Raw genomic sequence first — 24,589 nt, 5'->3', positions numbered from 1 at the left:
TATTCAAAAACTGTAAAGCGGGTTGTGGAAAAATTCTAAAAAGTTATATTATATATTTTACAATTATTAATATGATGAAGGTTACTGCCAACTCAAGAAATGACAACATAAAAAGAATAAATGAAATCTACAATGTTCTTAAGGAAAATGATTTTGGATATTTAATAGAGGAAAATACCTTTTTTAAAAAATTCCCCTTTCTAAGAAATAAGGAATACCAAAAGGAAGTAGCAATTCTGGATGAAACTGTTCCAATAAGAATACGAAATGTGTTGGAACAGCTAGGGCCGGCATATATCAAATTAGGGCAGATGTTAAGCACAAGGCCGGATTTGGTTGGAATAGAAATTGCAGAAGAACTTCAGCAACTTAGGGACAATACGCCAGTGACTCCTTTTGATGAAATGAAATCCCTGATTGAAGAAGAGCTTGACGGCCCAATAGACGAGATATTTTCAAGCATTGATGAAACACCAATCGGATCAGCATCAATAGGTCAGGTATACAAGGCCACATTAAAAGTAGAAAACATGGAAGTTGCCATTAAGGTTCAAAAACCTAATATTCAGGAAGTTATAGAATCTGACCTTAAAATAATGAAATTTTTAGCAACAAGAATTGACAGATTCATATCATCCACCAGAGTTTACAACCTTCCTGCCATGGTTAGCGAATTTGAACGCAGCATCCTTAAAGAGCTTAATTTCATGGAAGAATTGATGAACCTGCAAAGGCTTTCATTAAACTTTCGAAATGTTAGCTACATAAAAATACCTGATGCATATGTTGATTACTGCACCGAAAAAGTCATTACAATGGAATTGATAAGGGGAGTGGAAGTCACAGATTTAATCAAGGGAGATTATCCTGAAATTGACAAGAAAAAAATAGCAAACTACGGCCTCAAATCTTACTTTAAACAGATGATGATTGATGGATTTTTCCATGCAGATCCGCACCCGGGCAATCTGATTGTAACCGAAGACCAAAAGCTATGCTATATCGATGCGGGAATGGTGGGAATTTTGAATGAGGACTTTAAAGAGAATTTGGCGGAATTAATTCTACTATTGCTAAGTGGCAACACAAACAACATCATCAATCAGTTAATCTACATGGGTATTATCACCACATCACAAAATACTCCTGAACTGCAGGCTGATATAGACAGTTTAATGAACTTGTATTACGGTGCTGAATTAAGGAACATGGATGGGGCAATGGAAGATTTGCTCAATGCAATGATTAAAAACAATGTAGTCCTTCCAAAGGAATTTGTTATGATTGGCCGTGGAATAGCAATTATCGAAGACACAGGTAAAAAATTGGATCCGAACTTCAATGCCGCAGCCGAATTGAAAAAGCTATCTCGCAAAATAATCACAAACAAATACAAGCCGAAAAGGATGGGCAAAGTTGGCATAAACTATTTGTTGCAATTGGAGCATTTGGCAAAGGGTTTGCCGGACACCATCAGGAATACGGCAACAAAAATAGAGTATGGAGATCTTCAAGTAAGATTAATACATGAAGAAATCAGCCAATTGACAAATCAGTTATCAGTATCATTAATCTTATCGTCAATGATTATAGGATCCTCATTGGCAATTATAGGTGGAGCAGGTCCAAAAATTTGGGACATATCAGCAATTGGACTAATTGGTTTTGTATTCAGTGCCGTGTTGGGTGCTTTTTTAGTAATCGAATATATGATAGAAAGAGATTAAATCCAGTGAAAATTATAGGATATGTAATGTGACATTAAATATAGGATGATTTGATAAAATGGAGTGGAATCTAATTTGGCCAATTAGTTGTTATAGCCTCTAATACTTTTTATAACATTTGCATGAAATCAACACCATCAGACGTCAATCCATTTGCTGCATTAATGGTAACTTATATCATATCAGTAATCATTACGGCCATAATATTTGTTTTCATGGTAAAACCAGAACATGTTGCTTCTGAATTGTCTAAAGTAAATTGGATATCTGTTATTTTAGCATTTGCTCTAGTGGGTTTGAAGTGGGATATGTTTTTGTATATCGTGCAGGCTGGCAGGTAAGTAATGCAACCGTTGTAGCCAATATTGGACTTGCATGCGTTTTAATCGTTGTTGGCTATTTATTATACAAAGAAAATGTTTCTATTCGCCAGATATTGGGAATAATTGTTTGCATGATTGGATTAATATTAATTAATTTATGAATCTGTTTGTACTGCTTCTTTAATTGACAATAACATTAAGATTATCGAACCTCCTTATTCTCCACAGACAGCAGGTTCAACGGTTTCAAAAAATTAAATCATGACTACAAAATAAATTTTTTAGTAGAGTTTTCCGTGCTTGAAATCGATAGACATGCGAACTGTATCATACGCTTCATGGGAGGTAACGTTTTTATTCTGATTTTTTTAAAAATCTTGGGGATGAAAACCATCATGATTCTAAAAATTTAGGTATGCCTAAAAATTTATATAGTATACCATACAACTATAATATAAATAAAAATAAACTACGAAGGAATACTTATGAATTTAGAAGGTGTAGAAAAAACAATGCTTTTAACATTATTTGCCAAAGCAAAGCATTCACAACAAAAAAATCATAAATTTTATGATTCAAAGGCTATAGAAGTAATTTCAAAAGGTGATTATGATTTCAGCATTGCAGAAAAGGACAGATTCATGCAGCTTGGAACAATTGCAAGAACAATTGTATTGGATGAAATGGTTGGTGATTATATAAATGCTCATCCGGAATGTACAATAGTAAACATTGCATCAGGAATGGATACACGTTTCAACAGGCTGGATAACGGCAAAATCAATTGGTATAATGTTGATTTGGAAAATTCCGCAAACTATAGGTTAAGATATATTGAGGATACAGAAAGAGTAACTACACTTGCCTATTCCGCAATGGATCCAAGCTGGGCTCAAGAAATCCTAATACGAAAAGATGTTCTGTTTATAGTTGAAGGATTAACAATGTATCTAAATCAAAAAGATGTTGAGGACATCATTAACATAATAGATGAAAATTTTGATGAATGTACAGTCTTCATGGAGATAATGCCTCCAATTTCTGTTGAAAACACAAAAGAGGAGTCCATAGAAGATACAAATACAAAATTCATATGGGGTGTTGAAAAGGGTCATGAGTTGACAAGACTCAATCATAACTTCAAATGGATAAAGGACGTTAATCTATTTGATGGGGTTAATGTTTACAAGCCTCATTATAGGATAGTTACATGGCTTCCGATGTTAAGAAAAAGAATGGATTATATTGCTGTTCTTGAAAAATAAATTATGATTGTTAGTCAGTGCTTTAATAAGCACTCACTAAAAAATTATTTAAATTTTTAAATGAATAATCATAGCATTATTTCGCCTATCAGCCACTTTCATTGAAATTTTTGTATACAATCCTGTTTTTTTGTTTAAAATTTTAATCGCATCTTTATAAAAGCCTCTGCATTCAATTAATTGACAATCAGCTTTTTTTGCAAATCCGTCAGCATTTTCCACATAAAAATACATTCTTGCTGATGAATTCCCAGTTCTTTTAACATAAAAATTTGTAAATTTAATCCCAAACTTGTTGGTGGCATCAAAAATTAATTCCGCATTTTCAAAGACATTTTTTGCATCGCTTATGAATTTGAGAACATCACTTTCATGGAAATATTGAAACACTCCAGAAACTATCATTAATGTTGGAAGATCGGTGTCTAATTCTTCACACCACTCGAGTTTGAACAAATCTCCTTTAATGAACTTTTCATTTTCTCCAACTTCAAGATATTTTTCTCTTAACTCAATCACTTCAGGTAGGTCAACTTCAAAAAACATAGAATTTTTTCTATTAATTCTATAATAGGATGTTTCAAGGCCAGCTCCCAAATTGACAATATTGCATTTATCATGTTGATTGATGAAATTCTGTGCCATCTGGTCTAGATTGTAGCTTCTGGCAACATTTGCTATCATCGTATACTCGGATGATTTTTTTTCAATCTGGCTGTTTTTAATTAGATTTTCCATTTCCAGGGCTTTTTGGTCAAAAAAATACTCGGGAAATTTTTTAGAAACATATATCCGTCCCATTAATGGAATGAATAACGTATCTTCTATGCCTTCATAATCACTCATGGCATCACTTTTTGGCTACAATTGTCATCCATTCCACAAACTTATCTGAAAAGGACACTTTGTCATAATCATCATCGACACGGATTTGTGAACCGTCCATATTTTTAATTATCTCCTGTTTGTTCTTGCCATCCCTTAAATAGATTGTAATATCTGAATATTCATTGTTTTCTAGAAATCCTTTGAGTTCTTCATCATTGTAGACTATCATGTCTATCAAACGCTCTGACAATTTCATGATAAGATTGTCGGATCCATTCGATTCCATTCCAATCAGGAATATTCCCCCTGGTTTGAGGACTCTTTTTACTTCACCAAAGCATTTCTCAATGTCCGGCCAGAAATATACGGTTTCAAATGCAGTCACTATATCGAAAGTGTTATCTTCAAAGGGCAAATCTGCCACATTGCCTTCAAGAACTTTAACTTTGCCGTCATATATCTCTTGGCGGTTTACTTCCCTTGATAGTTTCACGCTTTCTATGCTGTAATCAACACCATATACCATTTTTGCTTTTTTGGCCATTCTGCTGATGTTTATTCCACCACCACAACCTACATCTAAAATGATGTCTTCAGGTTTTATGTTTAAGTGTTTTAAACCCCATAGTGAAACGGGGGTGTGTTCCTTGTTCATTGATTTTAATTGAATGTTTCCTAATTTTCCTTTCGGTTTTCTCATATTATCAAAAAATCCCATCATATCACCTTTGGAATGAATCTATTAACTTTTTTGGAATAATTTATATAATCGTCATCGTATTTGTCAATCAACCACTTTTCTTCAGTTTTTATCATTGCAGCTGTTAAAAATACCCAAAAGATTAGGGGCAAGATAAATAGAAGGATATTTTGAGAAATCAATATCAATCCTGTTGCAATATAGAAAAATGCGGCATATATCGGATGTCTTACATAAGCATATATTCCGGTTGTAACCAGGTTATTGTTTTCAACTTCCCTGTCAATTTTTGAGATTAGAACCGCCGAAATCCAAAAAATAATTCCTAGAATTATTAATATTATTCCTAAAATTAAAAAGACCATATTTAATTCGTTTATTTTATAAATTGGGATTAAATGTAAATAAGAGCAAATGGAGGAAGTTATTGTTATGATTCCCATTATTAAAACTAAATATGGTCCTATACCAAAAACCGGCAAATGATTCTCTTCCATATTTATCTCAACCTCTTAAAAAGAAATCTTTGAGTTTATCTTCATCAATCTTATAGTTATCAATAATTTTTCCATCATCAAAATGCAGGATATGGGAACAAGCCTCACAAATTAGTTCAAAGTCATGCGTTATGATAAAGGAAGTGATTCCCAAGCTTTGCAGATATCTTAAGTTTTCAGAAACATTCATCATGTTTTTCAAATCAAGACCGCTTGTCGGCTCATCAAAAATCAGTATTTCCTTTTTGGATGCAATGGCTGATGCAATAGCCACCCTTTGCTTTTCGCCACCGGATAGTGCCATTGGATGTGCATCCTTTAGATGAATCAGGTTCAGATTTCTGAGAATATCTTCAGCCAATTTCATATCCTCTTCATCCATGCTCAACAAGACTTCATCAAGAACGCTTTCCGTAAATAACTGATGATTTACATCCTGCATTACCATATAGGATTTTTTAAGCCTGTCCTTTCTTTTTAAACCTTTTCCATCAACAATCAACTCCCCCTTGCAGGATTTCTTAAGGCCGCATAGGCAATTGGCGAATGTTGATTTTCCAGCACCATTTTTACCAATTATGGCTATTATCTCGTTTTTTGGTATTTCAATGTCATCGATGTCCAAAACCTGAGTTTTACCATAGTTGAATCTGAAATTTTTAAGTCTTAAAAATTCCGGATTATTTGAATAATATTCTTTTCTTTTTAATTTTATATTATCCAAGTCTAATTGCCTCAATCCGAAATCCCTATGATTAATATTTTTAAATTCATCGATTGACCACTCATTAGTAATTTTTCCATTTTTAATAAATATGGCCCGGTCAACAACATTACTCAAAAAGAATAATTTATGTTCCGCGATAATCACTGTTTTTCCTTGGTCTTTCCATTTTTTAATTACGTATTCAAAATCCCAGCTTGACCTGGAATCCAAGTTTGATGATGGTTCATCCAAAACTAAGATATCCGGGCCTACTGCGGATACTGATGCACAGGCAATTTTTTGCTTTTCACCACCGGACAATTTGAAGATGTTCTTATCAACCAGATGGCTAATGTTATATTCATCAACTACACTATCCAACCTTCTTTCAATCTCATCAACGCTCATGGATAAATTTTCACATCCAAAAACCAGTTCGCTTGTCGTATCCACATTAAAAAATTGTGTTTTCGGATTTTGAAAAACAGATCCAACGTGTTTTGAAATTTCATATATGGGCATTTCACTGATTAATTCATTGCCTAAACAAACGTTCCCTTTCCTTTTACCATCAAAGAAATTTGGAATAAGCCCATTCAAAAAACGTGTGATGGTTGTTTTTCCACAGCCGGACTCCCCACAAAGCAGAATGACTTCACCTTTTCCAATGTTTAAATTGATATCATTTAAATTTTGGGCATCATTATTATTCTCATATGTAAATGAAACATCTTCCATTTTAAGCAATCAAAACACCTCCTAAAAAGTTATAGGCATATATTCCAAAACCAAGGACTGTCATTGCCAAAAGCGTGTAATCGAGTTTGGTTAATTTCACTTCAAGTAAATGAGTTCTAGGCTCCGGATTGCTGAGACCCCTTGTCAAAGATGCAGCGGATAATTCATCTGCAGTTTTAACAGCACTAATTAATATGGGAATCATGTAAAATTCAATTAGTTTCAAAGGGTTTTTAAAGGATTTGACAGTTAATCCGAAGCCCCTCATTTTCATTGCATTGGTTATTGATTTTATTTCTTCAAAAACTGATGGGATATATCTAAAAACGACAGAGACAGGGATAATAATATATCGAGGTATATTACTTTGTTCCATGGATGCAATAAATTCGCTCACTTTTGTAGTTGTTATTGTATAATATCCCATCATAAGAATCGGCAACATTCTAGAGGCAGTATAACTGAATGTAATCAGTATTATCGCCATTAATCCTGTTGCTGTAGGAAGAATAGAAATTTGAATATATTTTGCCAATACATAAACAGCAATGTAGATTAGCGCTGATTTTTTATGATTTGAAAAAAATAAACAGATAAATGGAATCAAAACTAAAATTCCACTAACATATAATGACACATCATTAAAAACCATGAAACTTAAAATAGCCAGAATGATAATTTTAGTTCTTGAATCAAGGTTGAAATTTAGTTCTAATCCCATAATCACACCTTAAGCTATTCCTGCTTTTTCAAAGTGTTTTTTCAACACGATTTTTCCGAGATATGCACTTGCAATACCTGTAATGAAGGTTAATATGAATAATGCAATTAAAACTTCATTGTTAAGGAAAGGGGCAACAACATTCACATAGTCATTTCCCATTGAAGCGCGCATTGAATCCATATAGAAATCTCTTAAAATGAAAAATGGCAACATATTACCCATAATTCCTAATATAAAAATACCATGACTGATAATTGAATGTTTGATGGAGGAATAATTGCCTGCTTTCAGGATACAATCTGCAAGGAATGCAAACAAGGTAAATACAAGTATCGGCACCCATGTGTGGCCGCTTAAAAACATCACTATTCCTAGAATCAATCCCATTAGTGTAACCATTCCGAATTTATTGACTCTTGTCAAAAACAGCATGTATGGGATTCCGCAGATCAATGCGGCTAAAATTGGAAGCGCTATCATTAAAATTGGAATATAGCCCAACATTCCGAATATGAATATCAATACAATTATAATCACTGAAAATATGCCGACAGTGATTAATCTTTTACATTTAATCTTTCACTCATTAAAATCTTCTCCTAAATTTTTTCATTGTTAATGGGCATGGAAAATTATATTTTCCATTCTCCGCTTAAATTTTGTAAATCGACCATTTTCTTGAACAGTCCATTCTGAGCCAATAGCTCCTCAGGCGAACCTTGCTCAGAGATTCTACCCTCATCGAGAACGATAATTTTATCGGCATTTGCTATTGTTCGCATCCTATGGGCAATGATTATCACGGTTTTGTTTTTAATCAGATGGGACAATGCCCTTTGGATTTTTGATTCATTTTCAACATCCAAAAATGATGTTGCCTCATCCAAAAGAATCACATTAGCATCTTTCAGCATCGCCCTTGCAATTGAAATCCTTTGCCTTTGGCCACCTGACAATAGCTCACCATTTTCACCGATGACAGTGTTATATCCATCGGGAAGTTTTTGGACAAATTCGTCACATTCAGCCAGGCGTGCAGCCTCGATTACCTCTTCATCAGTTGCGTCTTTTTTGCCGACTCGAATATTTTCTAAAATTGAGGTATTGAACAGTATCACATCCTGGAAAACAATTGAAAAGTTTTCTAGGAGCTTTTCATTGTCTAACTTCGCTAAATCCTGACCTCCCAAGATTACTTCACCGGAAACCGGATCCCAGAATCTTGCAGCTAATTTTGAAACTGTGGACTTTCCACCACCCGAAGGCCCTACAAGTGCTGTTACTTCACCTGTTTTGCTGTGAAATTAACATCGGTTAAAACGTTTTTTAAATCATCATAATTGAAATTAACGTTTTTAAATTCAATATCATAGCTATCTAATGAATATTCGGTCATTCCTTCTTCAACAACCAATGATTCAATTTCTTTGGTTCTATCGATTTTTATATCCATCATTAATATTTCAGATAAAAACATCAAACCGTTTTCAACAGGGGCATAGATTGTAGCGGATGCTATTAGGAATATTAGCAGTGTAAACAGTGACACCTGTGAATTCATTATTAGGTAGGATCCTAAAAGAATCACGGAAACTATTCCTAAATTCAAAACAACTTTTCCAGTAATCACGCCCGCAGAAGCCATCAATTCTGCTTTGATTCTTGATTTTTCAATTTTGGAGGTTAATCTGGAAATCTTTCCAAAGTATTCATCCTGATAGTTGTATGATTTCAAGTCCCTAACTGACTCGATACATTCTTGCATTGTATCCCCACAATCAAGCAAATCTTCCATAACAATTTCTCCACCTTTATAGATGAGAATTTTTGAACCGTATAATATTGCAAATGCAACAGGAACAGGCCACAATAGGGCAATGCCCAGTCTCCAATCAAAGGTTAACAAACCGACTGCAACAAGACATAATGAAATGATTGAGCCGAGCAGTTGTGGGATTGCATGTGAAAAAACATGTTCCAAATCAGTACAGTCATTCATGATTGTTGCAGTCAAGTCAGCCAAGTCCCTGTTTTCAAAAAAGGACAATGGAAGTTTTCTTAAGTTTTCTCCGAGATTGATTCTTCTGTTTTCACTTTCTGTGTAAGTTGTATTGAACACGAAATGATATTGCTTCCATGCCAACGCAAAGATGATTCCCAAAACAATCAGTATCAATACAATAAACATTCCAAGGTTTGGGTTGATAATTTCCCCGCCGGTCAATGGCCCTACCCACATGTAGATGAGCAATGCATATAATCCGACTGGAAGCATGAATGCGATGTTTAAAAGTGCTGTGTAGATGATTCCTTTAGTTAAGTTATCGGAACCCTCTTTTGTAAGCCCAAATCTTTTAACAAAATATTCGGATATCATTTACGCCACCTCACTTTTTACCTTCCATTGAATGGACTGGTTGAATTCATCCCACATTCTCGAATAAAGGCCTTTATTTTCAACTAATGTATCATGGCTGCCTTTTTCCACGATTCGTCCATTTTCAACTACATATATCTTATCCACATTTTTAACTGTGGATAATCTATGTGCAATCATAATCACTGTTTTATCTTTTGTGATTTCAGAAATCGCCTTTTGAATCATGTATTCGTTTTCAGGATCCGCCAAAGCAGTTGCCTCATCTAAAATGATAATCGGAGCATCCTTGAGTATTGCTCTTGCAAGGGCTATTCTTTGCTGCTGGCCTCCTGAAAGATAGGTTCCTTCACTGCCTATAACGGTATCGATTCCATCAGGTAACTCATCAATGATATCATCACATTGAGCCAAGCTAAGTGCTTTTTCGACTTCATCCCTTGAGGCTCCTTTTCTACCAATGGCTACGTTATTGTAAATCGAATCTTTGAATAAAGTAGTGTTTTGGAATACGAATGAGATGTTTTTCATTAAATCTTTTGTTGAGATTTTTCTTACATCAATTTCACCTACTTTTATTGAACCTTCATTAACATCCCAGAATCTTGGAATTAATGATGCTATTGTTGTTTTTCCACCGCCAGATGGTCCGACCAATGCAACGGTTTCATTTTCACTGATTTTTAAAGTGATATCATTTAAGATATGCTCATCACTATCTGTTTTTTCATAGTCAAAATACACTCCTTCAAACTCGATTGAGTGATTTTTAGGTTTTTGAGGATTGGTTGATTCAACTAAAGGTTCTGTAGCTAAGATTTCTTCAATACCTTCTAAAGCATGGCTTGCCAACATCCAATCCTGTGAAACTGTCATTATCTTGTTCATCATTACAGCACAAATCGGTGTGAAAATCACATAAAACATAAAATCCGCCAAGAATTTTTTATCAACTACAGACCCTGCAAGCAATATTCCTGCCGGAATTAACAAGGCAAAAAATCCATTAATGGATACTGTAAATGCAGTCATTGGAAGCTGGGTAGACAAGGAATAATTGGCTGAAAATTTTGCGTAATTCTTAATTGCATCAATGAAGTTTTTAAATGAATAGACACTTTGCTGGAATGCTTTTGTAACCGGAATTCCCCTAACATATTCTACAGCTTCACCATTCATCTTTTCAAGATAAGTCTGATATTGAACCATGATGTTTTGAGATTCGGCCGAAAACATTGGATACATGAATATGAAACATAATCCAATTGGAATCAAGCAAATTAAACCTAAAAGCCAATTAAAACTAAACAACAATATTAAAAATACTATTGGAGTTACAATGGCTCCTGTTAGGTCAAATAATTGATGGGCCAAAAATGTTTCGGTTTTTGCAGTGCTAAAATCAATTACTTTTCTAAGTCCTCCACTTGTGTGGTTTGAAAAGTATCCCAATGGTAGTTTGAGTAAGTGATTTACTGCTGCATCTTTCATGTTTTTTTCGTTTTTAAATGCTGATAGGTGAGTGCCCATTAACCCGAAAAAGTTTAAAACAATTCCGGCAATTGCAAATGCAAATGCATTGAATGCATATGTATCTAGGTTCTGTGCTTGAGAAAAGTTTGGAGCAACAGTTAGAAGTGCATTTACAACATCCCATATATAAATGAATGGAATCAACAGACATATCGCACTTAAAGCGGATAATATCATTCCCAATATTGACAAATATTTATAATTGCCTGAATAATTCAATAATCGTATAAATTTATTTTTACTTTGAGTATCTGACATAATAAACTCCTTAAAATTTAATTTAGGCATACCTAAAAATTTAAAACAATCCTGAAAGGACAATCCTTTAAAATATCTTAAAAATAAATAAAAGAACAATTCTAAAAGCATTTAGAAAAAAATAATTAGATATATCCTATTTTCGTTATTTACTATTTTTAAAATAAGTATATATAATTATTTGAACTAAAAAGACAAAAATATACCAAAAGGACAAATATTATTTTCTATATTCGGAAGGGGTGCAGCCAATATGGTCCTTAAATGCATGGCTAAATTTCGATGGTGAAGAATAACCCACCTTTTTAGAGATTTCTGAAATGGTCAATTCGCCATCTTCAATCATTCGACATGCATAATCGAGTTTGTACTCCTTTCTCCATTTAAAAATAGGTTTTCCATAGACTTCCTTAAAACAATTCTTGAGGGTTGTTTTACTTACGCCATACCTATTGGCCAATTCGTCAATTGTGATTTTACTTTCCAAATCATCAATTAAATCATTTTTAACATTTTCAATTAAGTCAACCTGTTTTTTAGAAAGCGATAATGATTCTGTCTTGGATTCACTAGATATGGAAACAAACAACAATAGCTCCAAACATTTTATTTTGAAATAAGGCTCCCTAATTCTGGCATCGACACAATACAACTCACCGATTACATGGTCGATTTTTTCATTTGATCTGAGTAGCCTATAACCTTTTGACTTTTCTAAACTTTCATATAACTCAATTAAATCAAGATCAGGGATAAGGTCTCTGATATGTTCATTTGCAGCATCGACATCAATGAAAATCTCTAAACCTTCGTAATATCCTAAAGGAAAATCCGAAATTGTTTTTGTTAAATCATAAATACTAACGCACAAATCTCCTTTTCCAAAATAAACAGTTTTATCATCTCCTATTGCATATGAGTATCTGCCTTTAGTGCAATGGTTGATTTGAAGCAAACGGGAAGGAAGTTTATCTTCGAAAAATACATTATCAATATTGTCAATGTTAATGTCCATAAAAGCAATGATGATTCCTTCAAATAGTGAGTAAGCTTCCATCTTTCCATATTTGGCATCTTTTCCCAATTCAATTGTCTTTTTTGAGCCGGCGTCTATGATTGAAAATTCGGATTGTAAAACCGTATTGAACATTTCATAAAGATTTTCATTCATGTAATTAAATTTGTGTCAATTTTCTATTAAATTTTTAGTTCTAAAAAAATCGGAAGTATGAGTCTGTCCATTCATTCAATTTTTTTTAGAATATTTTGAAATATTGGATTGGCTATTTGAGATTCGGGTGCACTTTTACAGTCTAAATTGCACTTTGGCTGCTTTTAAGTGTGGATTAATGTGTTTTTTTGGTAATGATTACTCACTGAATTATTAAAAAAATATTAATACAATCACTGATATAGATAAATTCAGTGAACATTTTTTAAAGATATGATTAATATGCCAATAGACAAACTCAAATCAACAAACAAGAATCATCTGATGATGAATATCCTCTATCTCATATTAATCATTTCAAACATCATTCTTTTTATAGGATTAATAGATTACTATTCAAAAACCGGGATAAGTGTTCAATTACAGGCTTATGAGTATTTTTCAAGCGTTATACCCACAGTTATAATCATAGGGTTCATCACGGCAAAATTATCCGGATTGAGAGAAAAGGGTGGTTCGCTGTATGAATTCGGTGCTTTAATCATGATAACGGTAATAAGCATCTTGACAGCCTATTTCGGCGAAAAGGCAAACACTGCAGAACTTTTCGGTCCATATCTGGAAATGTTCAGAATCTTATCCATAACCTTAATCTTTATTCTTATGGCGACCATGCTAAAACCCTTCAAAGAGATCATACGGGGTGATTTCACCAAAAGGAATCTTTTCGTATGTTTCATCATATTTGCGGTACTGGCTATTTACGCCACATACTTCAACATAGACGTTGACGGCGCCCCGGCCAATGTCAGATGCATGGTGGTTATGATCAGCGGCCTGTTTGGAGGCCCTTTTGTTGGAATACCTGTAGGAATCATATCCGCAGCATACAGATTCACCATGGGGGGAGTCACTGCGTTTCCATGTGCCGTTTCAACAGTGATAGGCGGAATTGTCGGAAGCCTATTTTTCATCTTGAACGACAAGAAATTCCCAAGACCTCTTGAAGCCGTTATAATAATGTTTCTCTTCACCGGTTTTGAAATGCTTATGGTTGTTGTAATGACTCCGCCGGACATTTCATTCCCTTTCATTCAAAACATCTATCCAAAGATGCTTTTTGCATCAGTTGTCGGAATAATATTGTTCTCATTGGCCATAAAAACCAGAAAAGACGAGATGAAGTCTTCAAAGGGTGAGAAAGAAAGCATTATTGATGAACTGACAGATGAAGTGGGCGCAAACGATGAAATCAAAGCCCTTAAAGATGAAATCAAAACGCTTAAAAAGGATATTGAAAAGCTTAAAAAGGAATAATCAATAAGATGCTATTTTTTTTTTAATTTCCATGGTCGAGTATGTCCAATGATTGAATTTTAGAATTGATTTTGAAATATCGGCTTACGGTCTATTTGCTCTACAAAAAATTATAAGGCTGCTGACTTTGCTAGGTTAATAGTTCTTATTTCAGGCATTATTGTAATAATATTTAGTATTCTGGGATGAATGTCTTGATTTGCCGTCTTAGATTTGCATTGTTCCAGTTTCAATTGCTTTAACTTACTTTGATTGGGTTCAAAGAGGCAAATGATTTTAATTTGAATAATTTTTAAGATATTGATTAGATATGTTATTTGATTCAGAACAATTAAGTTCTGAATTAAATTCATGATTTGCATTTTCTAAGAAATATTGCTGTGGTAATGAACGTTGCAATAACTGAAATTATATTGGCAGCCATTGCAGGCAATCTTAAACCCTCTGGGGCTTGTAGGATATATGCAAATGCAATTAGAGTACACACGACAGCTGGTGCTAATGCAATGATGTATTGCTTTTCTTTTTTCATCAGATATGCTGTTGCGGAAAATAGCACTATTGTAGCCACTATTAATTGGGACCAGGCAAAATATCTCCAGATCAAACTGAAGTCTATGAAGGTCAGTCCAAACGATACTAAAAACAATGGCACCGCTAATTGCAACCGTGACATGATTTTTTCGTTGTTAATCTTAAATTCATCAGCAATTGTTATTCTTGCGCTTCTAAGTGCAGTATCTCCTGATGTGATTGGACAGATTACAACTCCAATAATGGTTAAAACTAAACCGATAGGCCCTACTAATGCTGTTGCCATTTCATTGACTGCTACCGCAGGTGCTGCACTGTAAATTGCTGCAATTTGAGGTTGGCCGTTGAAGAATGCCATTGCAATAGCCGCCCAACAAAGTGCAACCAATCCTTCCAGAACCATGGCGCCATAAAATACCGGTCTTGCGTCATTTTCATTTTCCATACATCTTGCAACGATTGGGGATTGGGATGCATGAAAACCGGAAATGGCTCCGCAGGCAATGGTAACAAACAGGTATGGGAAAATGCTTTTGTCAGTCAAATACAATCCCTGTGTTGTAAACTCGGGAATGGTGTATGCTGGATTCAATAGCACTCCTCCAGTCATCATTACTGCCATAATCAATAGTAATGCCCCGAAAATAGGGTATGCTCTTCCAATAATTTTATCAACTGGAAATACGGTCGCAATCAAAAAGTAAATGAATATTATTGTTACACAAATAAGCACTGGGATATGGGTCAGGTTGCTAAGTAAATCTGCAGCTCCTTTTGCAAAAGTGGCTGAAACAAGAATTCCAGTGATTACCATGAGAACTGCAACGAATTTTTCGAGTTTGGTTCCCAAATGCTTTGAGACAATATCCGGCATTGTAAGTCCATCATCTCGCAGGGACATGAATCCTGAGAAGAAATCATGAACTCCTCCAATGAAAATTGTACCTAATGTAATCCATAAGAATGCTGCCGGGCCGAATAATGCACCTTGTATGGCTCCAAATATAGGTCCTAAACCTGCAATATTTAAAAAATGAACTAAGAAATTTTTGATTCCGGACATTGGAATATAGTCAACGCCATCTTGTAATCTGTATGCTGGTGTTTCGCGAGTTTCATCTACGCCAGCTATTTTTTCAACTACTTTCCCATAAACAAAGTACGATGCAATCAGTGTTAAAAAACAAATAATGAAGCTATACATTACAATAATTTAAGTAATTTAATTTATAAAAAATTTCGCATGATGATTGGCTCTTTTTGTGTTAATTTTGTTGAAGTTAATTTAATTAAAATAATTTTATCTTTAATATATATCTAGTTATTTTTAGTAAAAATATTTTTAGGAACACCTAAACTTTAAATAGTATGAAAACAAATTGATAAATAAGTTTAGGTTTACCTAAATTATGGTATTATGAACTTAAACTAATTTTTTTTAGCAAGGGATAATGCCCTTCATAAAGTATTATTCCTTAAGAGTTAATAAAAAACGGGGGAAAATGGTCAAATGACAGAATTAATTGTAGGATTGGCAGGAAACCCTAATGTAGGGAAAACTACTCTCTTCAATCAATTAACTGGTATGCGACAGCATGTCGGTAACTGGCCCGGAAAAACTGTTGAAAGGGCAGAAGGTCATTTTAAACACGGAAGTTATGACTATGATGTTATCGATTTGCCGGGTAATTATGCATTGAGTGCTCATTCCATGGAAGAAATCGTATCAAGAGATTTCATTGTGGATGATGACTCTGATGTCATTGTTAATGTAGTTGATGCTGCTAATCTGGAACGTAATTTATACTTAACTGTACAAATGATGGAATTAGGCGCTAACTTAGTAATGGCGCTTAACATGAACGATTTTGCAAAGAAAAAAGAACATATGATTGACATCGATTTAATGAGTGAACTATTAGGTATTCCTGTAGTTGAAGTCAATGCAAAAACCAAGGACGGTTTTGAAGAGTTATTAAAAACCGTTGAAAAACAATCCAAAAATCCGATTGATTCCAGTAAAAAATTGTCTTATGGAAATGATATTAAAGGGCATTTGGCTGAAATTCAGGAAGCCATTGAAAAAGATAACAATTTATTGGATGTTCCTTCAGTTTGGACTGCAGTTAAACTGTTAGAAAGAGACACAATAGTCATTGAAAATGTTCAAGGATCTTCTGAAAGTTCCAAAATATTTGCCGCAACAGATAAGGTAAGCAAACATTTGTATGATGTTTATAAGGAAGGTCCGGAAGAGGTCATTGCAAACGCAAGATATGCATTTATCGAGGGTTTAATAGCAGAAGCGGTTAAAAAGCCTGCTGTTGAAAAAGAAACAATGACTGATAAGATTGATAAAATCGTTACAAACAGAGTATTAGCTCCATTTATATTTATTATTATAATGTGGGTCATGTTCCAGTTAACATTCACAATTGGTGCACCGTTCCAGGACATGATTGATGAAGCATTCGGTTCTTTAGGAGAATTTGTCGCAGGATATATAGCCAATGAATATTTATCCTCATTCATCTGTGATGGTATCATCGGCGGTGTAGGTGGCGTTCTCACTTTCTTGCCAATTATCATACTAATGTTCTTATTCTTAAGTATATTGGAAGACTGCGGTTATCTTGCAAGGGCTGCATTTACTTTGGACAAATTGATGCATAAGATTGTAGGGCTTCACGGTAAGGCATTCATTCCAATGATTTTAGGATTTGGTTGTGGTGTGCCTGCAATTATGGCAACAAGAACAATGGAAAACGAAGGGGACCGTATGCTTGCAATGATGCTTGTTCCATTCATGTCATGTACTGCAAGACTGCCGATTTATGCAATATTTATCGGAGCATTCTTCGCTGAAAATCAAGGAACCATGTTGCTTGTGATTTACTTGTTGGGTATTGTCGTAGCACTTATTGTTGCAGCTATCCTCAAAAGAACCATGTTTAAAGGATTATCCACACCATTCGTTATGGAATTGCCGACATATAAAATACCATCCGTGAAAGGTATCCTATTGCACACCTGGGAAAAGGTAAAAGGATTCTTAAGAAAAGCGGGTACCATCATTCTTGCTTGTTCAATCGTTTTATGGGCTTTAAGCATATTCCCATTAGGTGTTGAATACGGATCCGCTGAAAGTGTATTGGGCATGATTGGTTCATTTATTGCTCCAATTTTTGCTCCATTAGGATTTGGAACTTGGCAAGCCGCTGTAGCAATTATTGCAGGTTTGGCTGCTAAGGAAGTAGTAGTTGCAACCTTTGGTACATTGGCAGGCATGGAAGAAGATGATGAGGAAGGAATTACAAGTTTAGTACATGATACTTTCACACCTTTATCCGCATTTTCATTCATGGCATTCACATTACTTTATACTCCATGTTTCGCAGCTATTGGGGCAATCAAACAAGAAACCAACAGTTACAAATGGGCATTTACAATGTGTGGTATTACATTAGTGACTGCATATATAGTTTCCTTCTTAATCTACAATGTTGGTTTGCTTGCTGGATTTGGATAGGTGATGAGCAGTAAAGTGGAATGGGAAATGTTAAGATTTCAAAAAATGATGGTTGGATTTTTCTAATCGTCATTCTTAATTTTTTATTAAACGGTGATGAAAATGACAAGAACTTTAAATGATGTTAAACCTGGTGAAACAGTAACATTGGTAAAATATCACAATACTGGGGATGTAGGTTTAAGAAGGCACTTGTTGGGAATGGGTTTTGTTAAAGGAGCAGAGATTACCATTAAAAAAGTTGCTACTTTAGGAGATCCAATTGAAATGAGTGTGAAAGGGTATGATGTTTGCCTTCGCAAGGAAGAGGCAGAAAATATTGAAGTTCAATAAGATTTCAATTTTTTATTATTTTTAAGGGTGTTATTATGAGATGCCGTATGTGTGGTTTTGAATTTGATGAAGCAAAACTAAAGAATCGCGGTTGTGTAGGTTGTGGAAAACATGGCTGCTGTAATCAGGTTCATTGCCCTAACTGTGGATTTGGTAATCATCCTGAATTTGAAAAGGAATTTGAACTTATCAGCAAACTTAAAAATAGAATTAAATTAGGGAGAAAAGATACAAATTATATTTAAAGAGGTTATTTAAATGAGGCGTGAAGAATTTTTCGATAAATGTTATGAACATAAACATGCATTGATTTTTGCAGCCGGAATCGCAACTGCAGTCATTGGAAAAAAAGCATTGGAATCCAAAACAGTAAAGGATGCAGCAACCAAAGGGATGGCATCCATAATGTCTGTTAGAAAAGATGCTGAAGAATGTTTTCAGGACATGAGGGAAAATGCAGAAGACATTGTAGTTGACGCACATCAGGAAGATAAAAAAGAGATTTACGCAGAATCAGAAGAATAAACTTTTTTCAGGTATGAAGAAATGAAATATCAAGTAATGTATGATAGGGGTTCTCGTTTAAGAGTTCGTTCAGGCCAATGGGCTTTCACTAAAGAGGAAGGTTATGGGCTTGCTTCATTACTTTTAAATCAAAGTTTTATCCATGAAGTGTACACTTCCCATAGAAATGGAAGTATTTTAATATACTACGATGGGGATGATGAAAGCAAACAAGAGATTTTCAATATCTTGGATGGCATTACATTAGATGATCTATTTGAAGCAGAGCCGACTCAAGCTCAAAGCTCAAGAGAAATTACAAATGATTTCTATTTAAAATTATCTAGAATGCTTTTTAATAGAATTGTCTATAGAATATTCTTGCCGATTCCAATTAGAAATGCATTAACAATTTATAATGCAGCGGAATATATCTGGAATGGTTTGGATAGTTTAACTAGTTTTAGAGTCGATGTTGCATTATTAGATGGGGCAGCGGTTACTGGTGCATTACTTCAAAAACAATATAAACCTGCAAGCTCAATGATGTTCTTATTGTCAATCTCCGACGCACTTGAAGACTACACATTACAAAAAGCTAAAAGCACACTTAAAGACAGTTTAGCTTTAAACATTGATACTGTATGGGTAGTAGGAGAGGATGGTGAGGAAAAGCAATGTCCTGCTGTTGATATTGATAAGGGAGATAAAATCAAAGTCCATATGGGTGATGTGATACCAGTTGATGGAAAAGTAATTGAAGGAGAGGGAATGGTTAATGAAGCTTCAATGACTGGAGAGCCATTAGCTGTCCATAAACGACCTGGAAAAACAGTTCATGCTGGAACTGTTATAGAAGAAGGCAATCTGATAGTTGAAGTATATTCAATGAACAAAGAAACAAGATTAAATAAGATTATTGATTTAATCGAGAATTCAGAAGAGTTGAAGGCAGATACCCAAAGCAAAGCCGAAAAACTTGCTGATTCGATTGTTCCATACAGTTTCCTTGCAACAGCTTTAACATATTTGATTACAGGAAATTCAACAAAAGCCTTATCTGTATTGATGGTTGATTTTTCATGTGCCATTAAGCTTACAACACCATTATCTATCATATCTGCAATGCGTGAAGCATCAGACAATAGAATGATGGTTAAAGGCGGAAAATTCTTAGAAAACTATGCTAATGCAGACACTATCATATTCGATAAGACCGGCACCCTCACAAAAGCAACACCAAAAGTTGTTGAAGTAGTTCCAATGTCTAGACGATATAAACGCGATGATATTCTAAGAATGGCGGCTTGTATTGAAGAGCACTTCGCACATAGCATTGCAACATCCATTGTAAAACAGGCTGAAAAAGAAGGCCTATTGCATGAGGAAGACCACAGTGAAGTGGAATACATTGTAGCTCATGGTATTGTGACAGAATATGATGGAAAACGTGCAGTAATTGGGTCTAAACACTTTTTATTTGATGATGAAAAGGTGAAAGTAACTAAATCTCAAGAGAAGAAAGTGGCTAAAAAAGCAGCAGAACACTCTGTGGTCTATCTGGCTATTGATGGAAAACTTGAAGGTTTGATTTGTATTGACGATCCGGTTCGTGAGGAAGCAAAACATGTCATTGAAGAACTTAAAGATTTGGGCATCAAAAATGTCATAATGCTTACTGGAGACAGTGAAAGTGGTGCAAAAGCTAGTGCTAAAGCATTAGGTATCACAGATTATAAATCACAAGTACTTCCGGAAGATAAGTCAAGAATCGTTGAAGAATTAAAACGTGAGGGCAAGACTGTGATTATGGTTGGAGATGGCATTAATGATTCACCGGCCCTTGCCGCTGCGGATGTGTCTGTTTCAATGAAACATTCGTCCGATATTGCACGTGAAGTTGCAGACATATCACTGCTGTCTGATAATTTATATGACCTTGTAACACTTAGAAAATTAAGTGTTGGAATGTTGGAAAAGATTAATAAAAATTATCATCATATTGTTGCGGTAAATGGCGGTCTTCTTGTTCTGGGCGTTTTAGGTGTGATTCCTCCATCAACTTCATCAATGATACATAATTTGTCTACAATGTTGTTTGGAGCAATGAGCACCAAATCAGTTTTAAGTAATGAAGATTACTCAAAAGATATAGAAATAGATGCTATTGAAGTAGCTGATATTTCTTAATCTTTTCTTTTTTTTTTAAATTAAGTTAAATCTGCTAGAATAGGGGTCTATTTATTTAATAAAATGACTCTTAAAAGGATAACTAGTCAATTAATTATTTAGGAAGGCACTATTAATGAGCACTATTATTGAATTCAAAAATGTTGAAAAGATTTATAAATCTGGAGATCACATTCTGAAAGCTATGGATAATGTAAATTTCACAATAGATGAAGGTGAATTCGTTGTAATTCTGGGACCGTCTGGGGCTGGCAAATCAACACTCTTAAACCTCTTGGGGGGTCTTGACACTGTCACCTCTGGCGAAATTATTGTAAATGATAGTCATGTAGAAAAGTTTTCTGATAATCAGCTTACAAGCTATAGGGCTAAGAATGTTGGATTCATTTTCCAGTTCTATAATTTGATTCCAAATCTAACAACTCTTGAAAATGTTGAGCTAATGAAGGACATTGTAGATGTAAAGATTAATGGATGGGCTGTTCTAGACTCTGTAGGGCTTAAAGACCATGCAAATCAATTTCCAGCACAACTATCCGGTGGGGAACAGCAAAGGGTATCTATTGCAAGGGCAGTGGCTAAACAGCCTACAATGCTTTTATGCGATGAGCCAACAGGGGCGCTTGATTCAAAAACTGGTGTTTTAATTCTTAATCTACTTCAAGACATGAGCAAAAAGAAGGGGACTACGGTTGTCATTGTAACACACAATGCAATTTTGGCGCAAGCCGCCGATAAAGTAATTAGGATAAAAAACGGCCAAATCGAAAGTATTGAAATTAATGATGATCCTAAAAAAGTCACTGATTTGGAATGGTGATTTCATGCTTTTTAAAAAGATGTTAAGGGACATTCGCAGGCACAAAACCCAATTCATATCCATTTTTTTAATGGCATTTTTAGGTGTGTTCGTCTTTGCCGGTGTCGGTGGTGAATCGGTGGGACTTGAAGTCAATGTCGATAAATTTTATGATGACACTAACCTGGCTGATGGTTGGATTTATTCAAATTATATTAATGATTTATTTTTATACCAGGTTGACTGCTTAGGTGCAACTAATCAAATGGAAAGGCAATTCGTAATAGATTCGGTTGCGGACTTTTCAAATGACCCTGAAATCACACTGCATTTTGTAGAGAATAATACAATATCTAAATTTTATCTGATTGAAGGAGAACCATTGGACCTTAATGATGAAGATGGAGTATGGTTGGATAAAAGTTTTGCAGATGCAAAGGGTTTAAAAACAGGCGACAATATAACATTTAAATTTGAGGATTATCAGCTTGAAAAGAAAATTAGGGGTGTTGGTTATTCTCCGGAATATGTTTATCATGCTTCAAAATCATCTGTAATTCCTGATTTTTCTAAATTAGGTTTTGCTTATATGTCTTATAAGGCATTCCCAGAAGATACTGTTCCATATAATGTTTTAAATGTTAAATTTGATGGAACCGCTGAAAATTATAATGATTTATTGTCTTATCATATGGACGGTTATTATAATTCATTTGTTGAAAGGTCAGAGCACACCAGCGTGAGTCAATTTTCAGAAGAAATGAATCAGCATCAGATGATGGCTGGAATTTTCCCAATTGTTTTTATCTTAATTGCAATGTTGATTCTTTTAACAACAATGACAAGGATTATTGCACATCAAAGGACACAAATTGGTATTTTAAAGGCATGCGGGTTTAAAGATAGGGCCATAATGTTTCACTACATATCCTATGGCTTTTGGCTTGTTTTAGTTGGTTCTATTTTAGGATTAATTATTGGACCAATGACATTGCCTAAACTGTTTTATCCATCAATGAGCTCTACTTACATATTGCCTTCATGGGAACCTGCATGGAGCATGGATTTTGTCTATGTTGCTTTGGCAATGATTATACTGTCTGTTCTTGTTTCATATTATGCGGTTAAAAGCATTTTTAATGAAAATCCTGCAGATACAATAAAGCCGAAAGTACCTAAAGTGTCCTCATCAGGATTGATTGAAAAATTAGGATTTTTCAAACACCTCTCATTTAATGCCCGTTGGAACTATAGGGACGCCAAAAGAAACAAATTCAGAGCATTGATGACAATCATTGGAGTTGTTGGATGTACTGCACTTTTAGTATCTGCATTTGGAATGTATGATGGAATGAATGATTTAAAGGAATGGGAATTTAATCAGATTAACCATTATGACTCCAAATTGGTCATTGATGATGAAGCAGGCATTTCGGAAATCGATGATGTGGCGGATGATGTGGATGGTGATAAAATAATGGAATCCGCTATTGAAATCGAATCGGATTCGGCCAAAAAGTCAGGCTCACTATTGGTTTTGAATCACACTGACTTAATAACTCCAACTGATTATAATTGGAACAAAATTAAAATAGACAACGATGAGGTTTCAATTTCACAAAAAATGGCGGACATGCTGGGGGTTAATGTTGGTGATACTGTAAAATGGCATATCATGGGTTCTGATAAATGGATTAAAACAAAAATCGATAAAATCCATGCTGATCCGACTTCTCAGGGATTCATAATGTCATCAGATAAGCTGGAAGATTTGGATTTAAATTATACTCCAACCAGTATTGTGACAGCACAGCACGTTGATAAGAATTACACTGCCATCAAAACAACTAACTCAATGAAAGACATGACTTCAAGTTGGGATGAGCTAACAGAGGCAATGTGGCTATTAATATATATTTTAATATTCTTTGCATCACTTTTGGCTGTTGTGGTATTGTATAATTTGGGGTTATTGTCTTTTACAGAGATTGAACGTGAAATAGCGACTCTTAAGGTTTTAGGTTTTAAAACTGGAGCATTAAGAAAGTTACTTTTAACACAGAACTTGTGGTTCACAACAATCGGTTTTATATTGGGCATTCCGGTCGGTTATTATATATTAAAAATCATGTGGGAGTCTTCAGGAGATTCGTTTTATATCCTTCCTTCAATATCTCTTATGAATTTAATAATAACTGCCATAATAACATTTACATTATCAATACTTGTGAATTTGATGTTTTCACGTAAAATTAAAAAATTAGATATGGTTGAATCACTTAAAAGTGGGGAATAGTTAAGCTATTCCCATTTGCCTTGTGGGATTCTAAGGTGATATTATGCGAATATTTGACAATATGAGAAAACCAAAAGGAAAATTAGGAAAATATTCTGTTGCTATAAAGTAAATGAATAATTTGTCATCTGTATGAATAATAAAATTAAGTTCTGTTTTTTAACATTAAATAAAAAAATATTTTATATAAAAAGGAATTAGTGGCAATTACAGCCAAAAAAGAAACACCATATCTTTTGA

20 protein-coding genes and 1 pseudogene are annotated in these 24,589 nt (G+C 34.5%); 11 read left to right on the top strand and 10 right to left on the bottom strand.

The window, feature by feature from the left end; translation table 11 throughout:
* The 3 genes from ACKI4K_RS10165 to ACKI4K_RS10155 form a co-directional block, all read left to right on the top strand.
* Positions 1 to 1,727, top strand: a 1,727-nt coding sequence (locus tag ACKI4K_RS10165) for an ABC1 kinase family protein (RefSeq protein ID WP_407424771.1), incomplete at its 5' end; no start/stop codon positions are given.
* Positions 1,728 to 1,986: 259 nt separating this feature from the next.
* A complete protein-coding gene (locus tag ACKI4K_RS10160) occupies positions 1,987 to 2,211 on the top strand; it encodes an EamA family transporter (RefSeq protein ID WP_407424770.1) in 225 nt (74 codons plus the stop codon).
* A gap of 324 nt (positions 2,212 to 2,535) precedes the next feature.
* On the top strand, positions 2,536 to 3,315 hold the full coding sequence (locus tag ACKI4K_RS10155; protein WP_407424769.1) for a class I SAM-dependent methyltransferase: 780 nt from the start codon (positions 2,536 to 2,538) through the stop codon (positions 3,313 to 3,315).
* A 48-nt stretch (positions 3,316 to 3,363) separates the two neighbouring features.
* Here the strand turns inward: ACKI4K_RS10155 and ACKI4K_RS10150 are convergent, their stop codons facing one another.
* The 9 genes and pseudogenes from ACKI4K_RS10150 to ACKI4K_RS10110 all read right to left on the bottom strand — a co-directional run bounded on the left by ACKI4K_RS10150 (position 3,364) and on the right by ACKI4K_RS10110 (position 12,847).
* A complete protein-coding gene (locus ACKI4K_RS10150) occupies positions 3,364 to 4,161 on the bottom strand; it encodes a class I SAM-dependent methyltransferase (protein ID WP_407424768.1) in 798 nt (265 codons plus the stop codon).
* A 4-nt stretch (positions 4,162 to 4,165) separates the two neighbouring features.
* Complete coding sequence (locus tag ACKI4K_RS10145; RefSeq protein ID WP_407424767.1) at positions 4,166 to 4,861, bottom strand: class I SAM-dependent methyltransferase; 696 nt, start codon at positions 4,859 to 4,861, stop codon at positions 4,166 to 4,168.
* Entirely contained in the window at positions 4,861 to 5,340 is a 480-nt protein-coding gene (locus tag ACKI4K_RS10140; protein WP_407424766.1) for a methyltransferase family protein, read from the bottom strand. Before ACKI4K_RS10140 ends, ACKI4K_RS10145 begins: the two co-directional genes overlap by 1 nt.
* Positions 5,341 to 5,347: 7 nt before the next feature.
* Complete coding sequence (locus ACKI4K_RS10135) at positions 5,348 to 6,793, bottom strand: ABC transporter ATP-binding protein (protein ID WP_407424765.1); 1,446 nt, start codon at positions 6,791 to 6,793, stop codon at positions 5,348 to 5,350.
* Positions 6,786 to 7,505 carry an energy-coupling factor transporter transmembrane component T gene (locus tag ACKI4K_RS10130; protein WP_407424764.1) on the bottom strand — a complete coding sequence of 240 codons (720 nt, stop codon included), beginning with the start codon at positions 7,503 to 7,505 and terminating at the stop codon, positions 6,786 to 6,788. The genes ACKI4K_RS10135 and ACKI4K_RS10130 overlap by 8 nt, the downstream gene beginning before the upstream one ends.
* 9 nt (positions 7,506 to 7,514) lie before the next feature.
* Positions 7,515 to 8,045, bottom strand: coding sequence for an MptD family putative ECF transporter S component (locus tag ACKI4K_RS10125; protein ID WP_407424763.1), 531 nt, complete (start codon positions 8,043 to 8,045; stop codon positions 7,515 to 7,517).
* 95 nt (positions 8,046 to 8,140) lie between these two features.
* A pseudogene (locus ACKI4K_RS10120) lies at positions 8,141 to 9,885 on the bottom strand (ABC transporter ATP-binding protein).
* Positions 9,886 to 11,676 carry an ABC transporter ATP-binding protein gene (locus ACKI4K_RS10115; protein ID WP_407424762.1) on the bottom strand — a complete coding sequence of 597 codons (1,791 nt, stop codon included), beginning with the start codon at positions 11,674 to 11,676 and terminating at the stop codon, positions 9,886 to 9,888. It abuts the pseudogene before it with no gap.
* 220 nt (positions 11,677 to 11,896) lie between these two features.
* Entirely contained in the window at positions 11,897 to 12,847 is a 951-nt protein-coding gene (locus ACKI4K_RS10110; RefSeq protein ID WP_407424761.1) for a helix-turn-helix domain-containing protein, read from the bottom strand.
* A 282-nt stretch (positions 12,848 to 13,129) separates the two neighbouring features.
* On the opposite strand from ACKI4K_RS10110, the gene ACKI4K_RS10105 reads away from it, so the two are divergent.
* Positions 13,130 to 14,164: a LytS/YhcK type 5TM receptor domain-containing protein gene (locus tag ACKI4K_RS10105; protein ID WP_407424760.1), complete on the top strand. Its 1,035-nt coding sequence runs from the start codon at positions 13,130 to 13,132 to the stop codon at positions 14,162 to 14,164.
* Between the two features lie 349 nt (positions 14,165 to 14,513).
* On the opposite strand, the gene ACKI4K_RS10100 is transcribed toward ACKI4K_RS10105, so the two are convergent.
* On the bottom strand, positions 14,514 to 15,902 hold the full coding sequence (locus tag ACKI4K_RS10100) for a carbon starvation protein A (protein WP_407424759.1): 1,389 nt from the start codon (positions 15,900 to 15,902) through the stop codon (positions 14,514 to 14,516).
* Positions 15,903 to 16,208: 306 nt separating this feature from the next.
* Here ACKI4K_RS10100 and feoB point away from each other — a divergent pair, with 306 nt between their 5' ends.
* From feoB to ACKI4K_RS10065, 7 genes are all read left to right on the top strand, one after another.
* Complete coding sequence (gene feoB / locus ACKI4K_RS10095) at positions 16,209 to 18,227, top strand: ferrous iron transport protein B (RefSeq protein ID WP_407424758.1); 2,019 nt, start codon at positions 16,209 to 16,211, stop codon at positions 18,225 to 18,227.
* A gap of 102 nt (positions 18,228 to 18,329) precedes the next feature.
* On the top strand, positions 18,330 to 18,560 hold the full coding sequence (locus tag ACKI4K_RS10090; RefSeq protein WP_407424757.1) for a ferrous iron transport protein A: 231 nt from the start codon (positions 18,330 to 18,332) through the stop codon (positions 18,558 to 18,560).
* Positions 18,561 to 18,595: 35 nt separating this feature from the next.
* A complete protein-coding gene (locus tag ACKI4K_RS10085; protein WP_407424756.1) occupies positions 18,596 to 18,805 on the top strand; it encodes a hypothetical protein in 210 nt (69 codons plus the stop codon).
* 13 nt (positions 18,806 to 18,818) lie between these two features.
* Entirely contained in the window at positions 18,819 to 19,085 is a 267-nt protein-coding gene (locus ACKI4K_RS10080) for a DUF6110 family protein (protein WP_407424755.1), read from the top strand.
* Positions 19,086 to 19,106: 21 nt separating this feature from the next.
* The gene (locus ACKI4K_RS10075; protein ID WP_407424754.1) at positions 19,107 to 21,254 is read left to right on the top strand and encodes a heavy metal translocating P-type ATPase; all 2,148 of its coding nucleotides are present in this window, start codon (positions 19,107 to 19,109) and stop codon (positions 21,252 to 21,254) included.
* A gap of 115 nt (positions 21,255 to 21,369) precedes the next feature.
* Positions 21,370 to 22,074 carry an ABC transporter ATP-binding protein gene (locus ACKI4K_RS10070; protein ID WP_407424753.1) on the top strand — a complete coding sequence of 235 codons (705 nt, stop codon included), beginning with the start codon at positions 21,370 to 21,372 and terminating at the stop codon, positions 22,072 to 22,074.
* Between the two features lie 4 nt (positions 22,075 to 22,078).
* Entirely contained in the window at positions 22,079 to 24,349 is a 2,271-nt protein-coding gene (locus ACKI4K_RS10065) for an ABC transporter permease (protein WP_407424752.1), read from the top strand.
* Positions 24,350 to 24,589: the final 240 nt, after the last annotated feature.

Source organism: Methanobrevibacter sp., from assembly GCF_045644645.1.
Taxonomy (GTDB): Archaea; Methanobacteriota; Methanobacteria; order Methanobacteriales; family Methanobacteriaceae; genus Methanocatella.
Note: the sequence above shows the minus strand (reverse complement) of the source record. Positions and strands in the feature narration are given on the sequence as shown.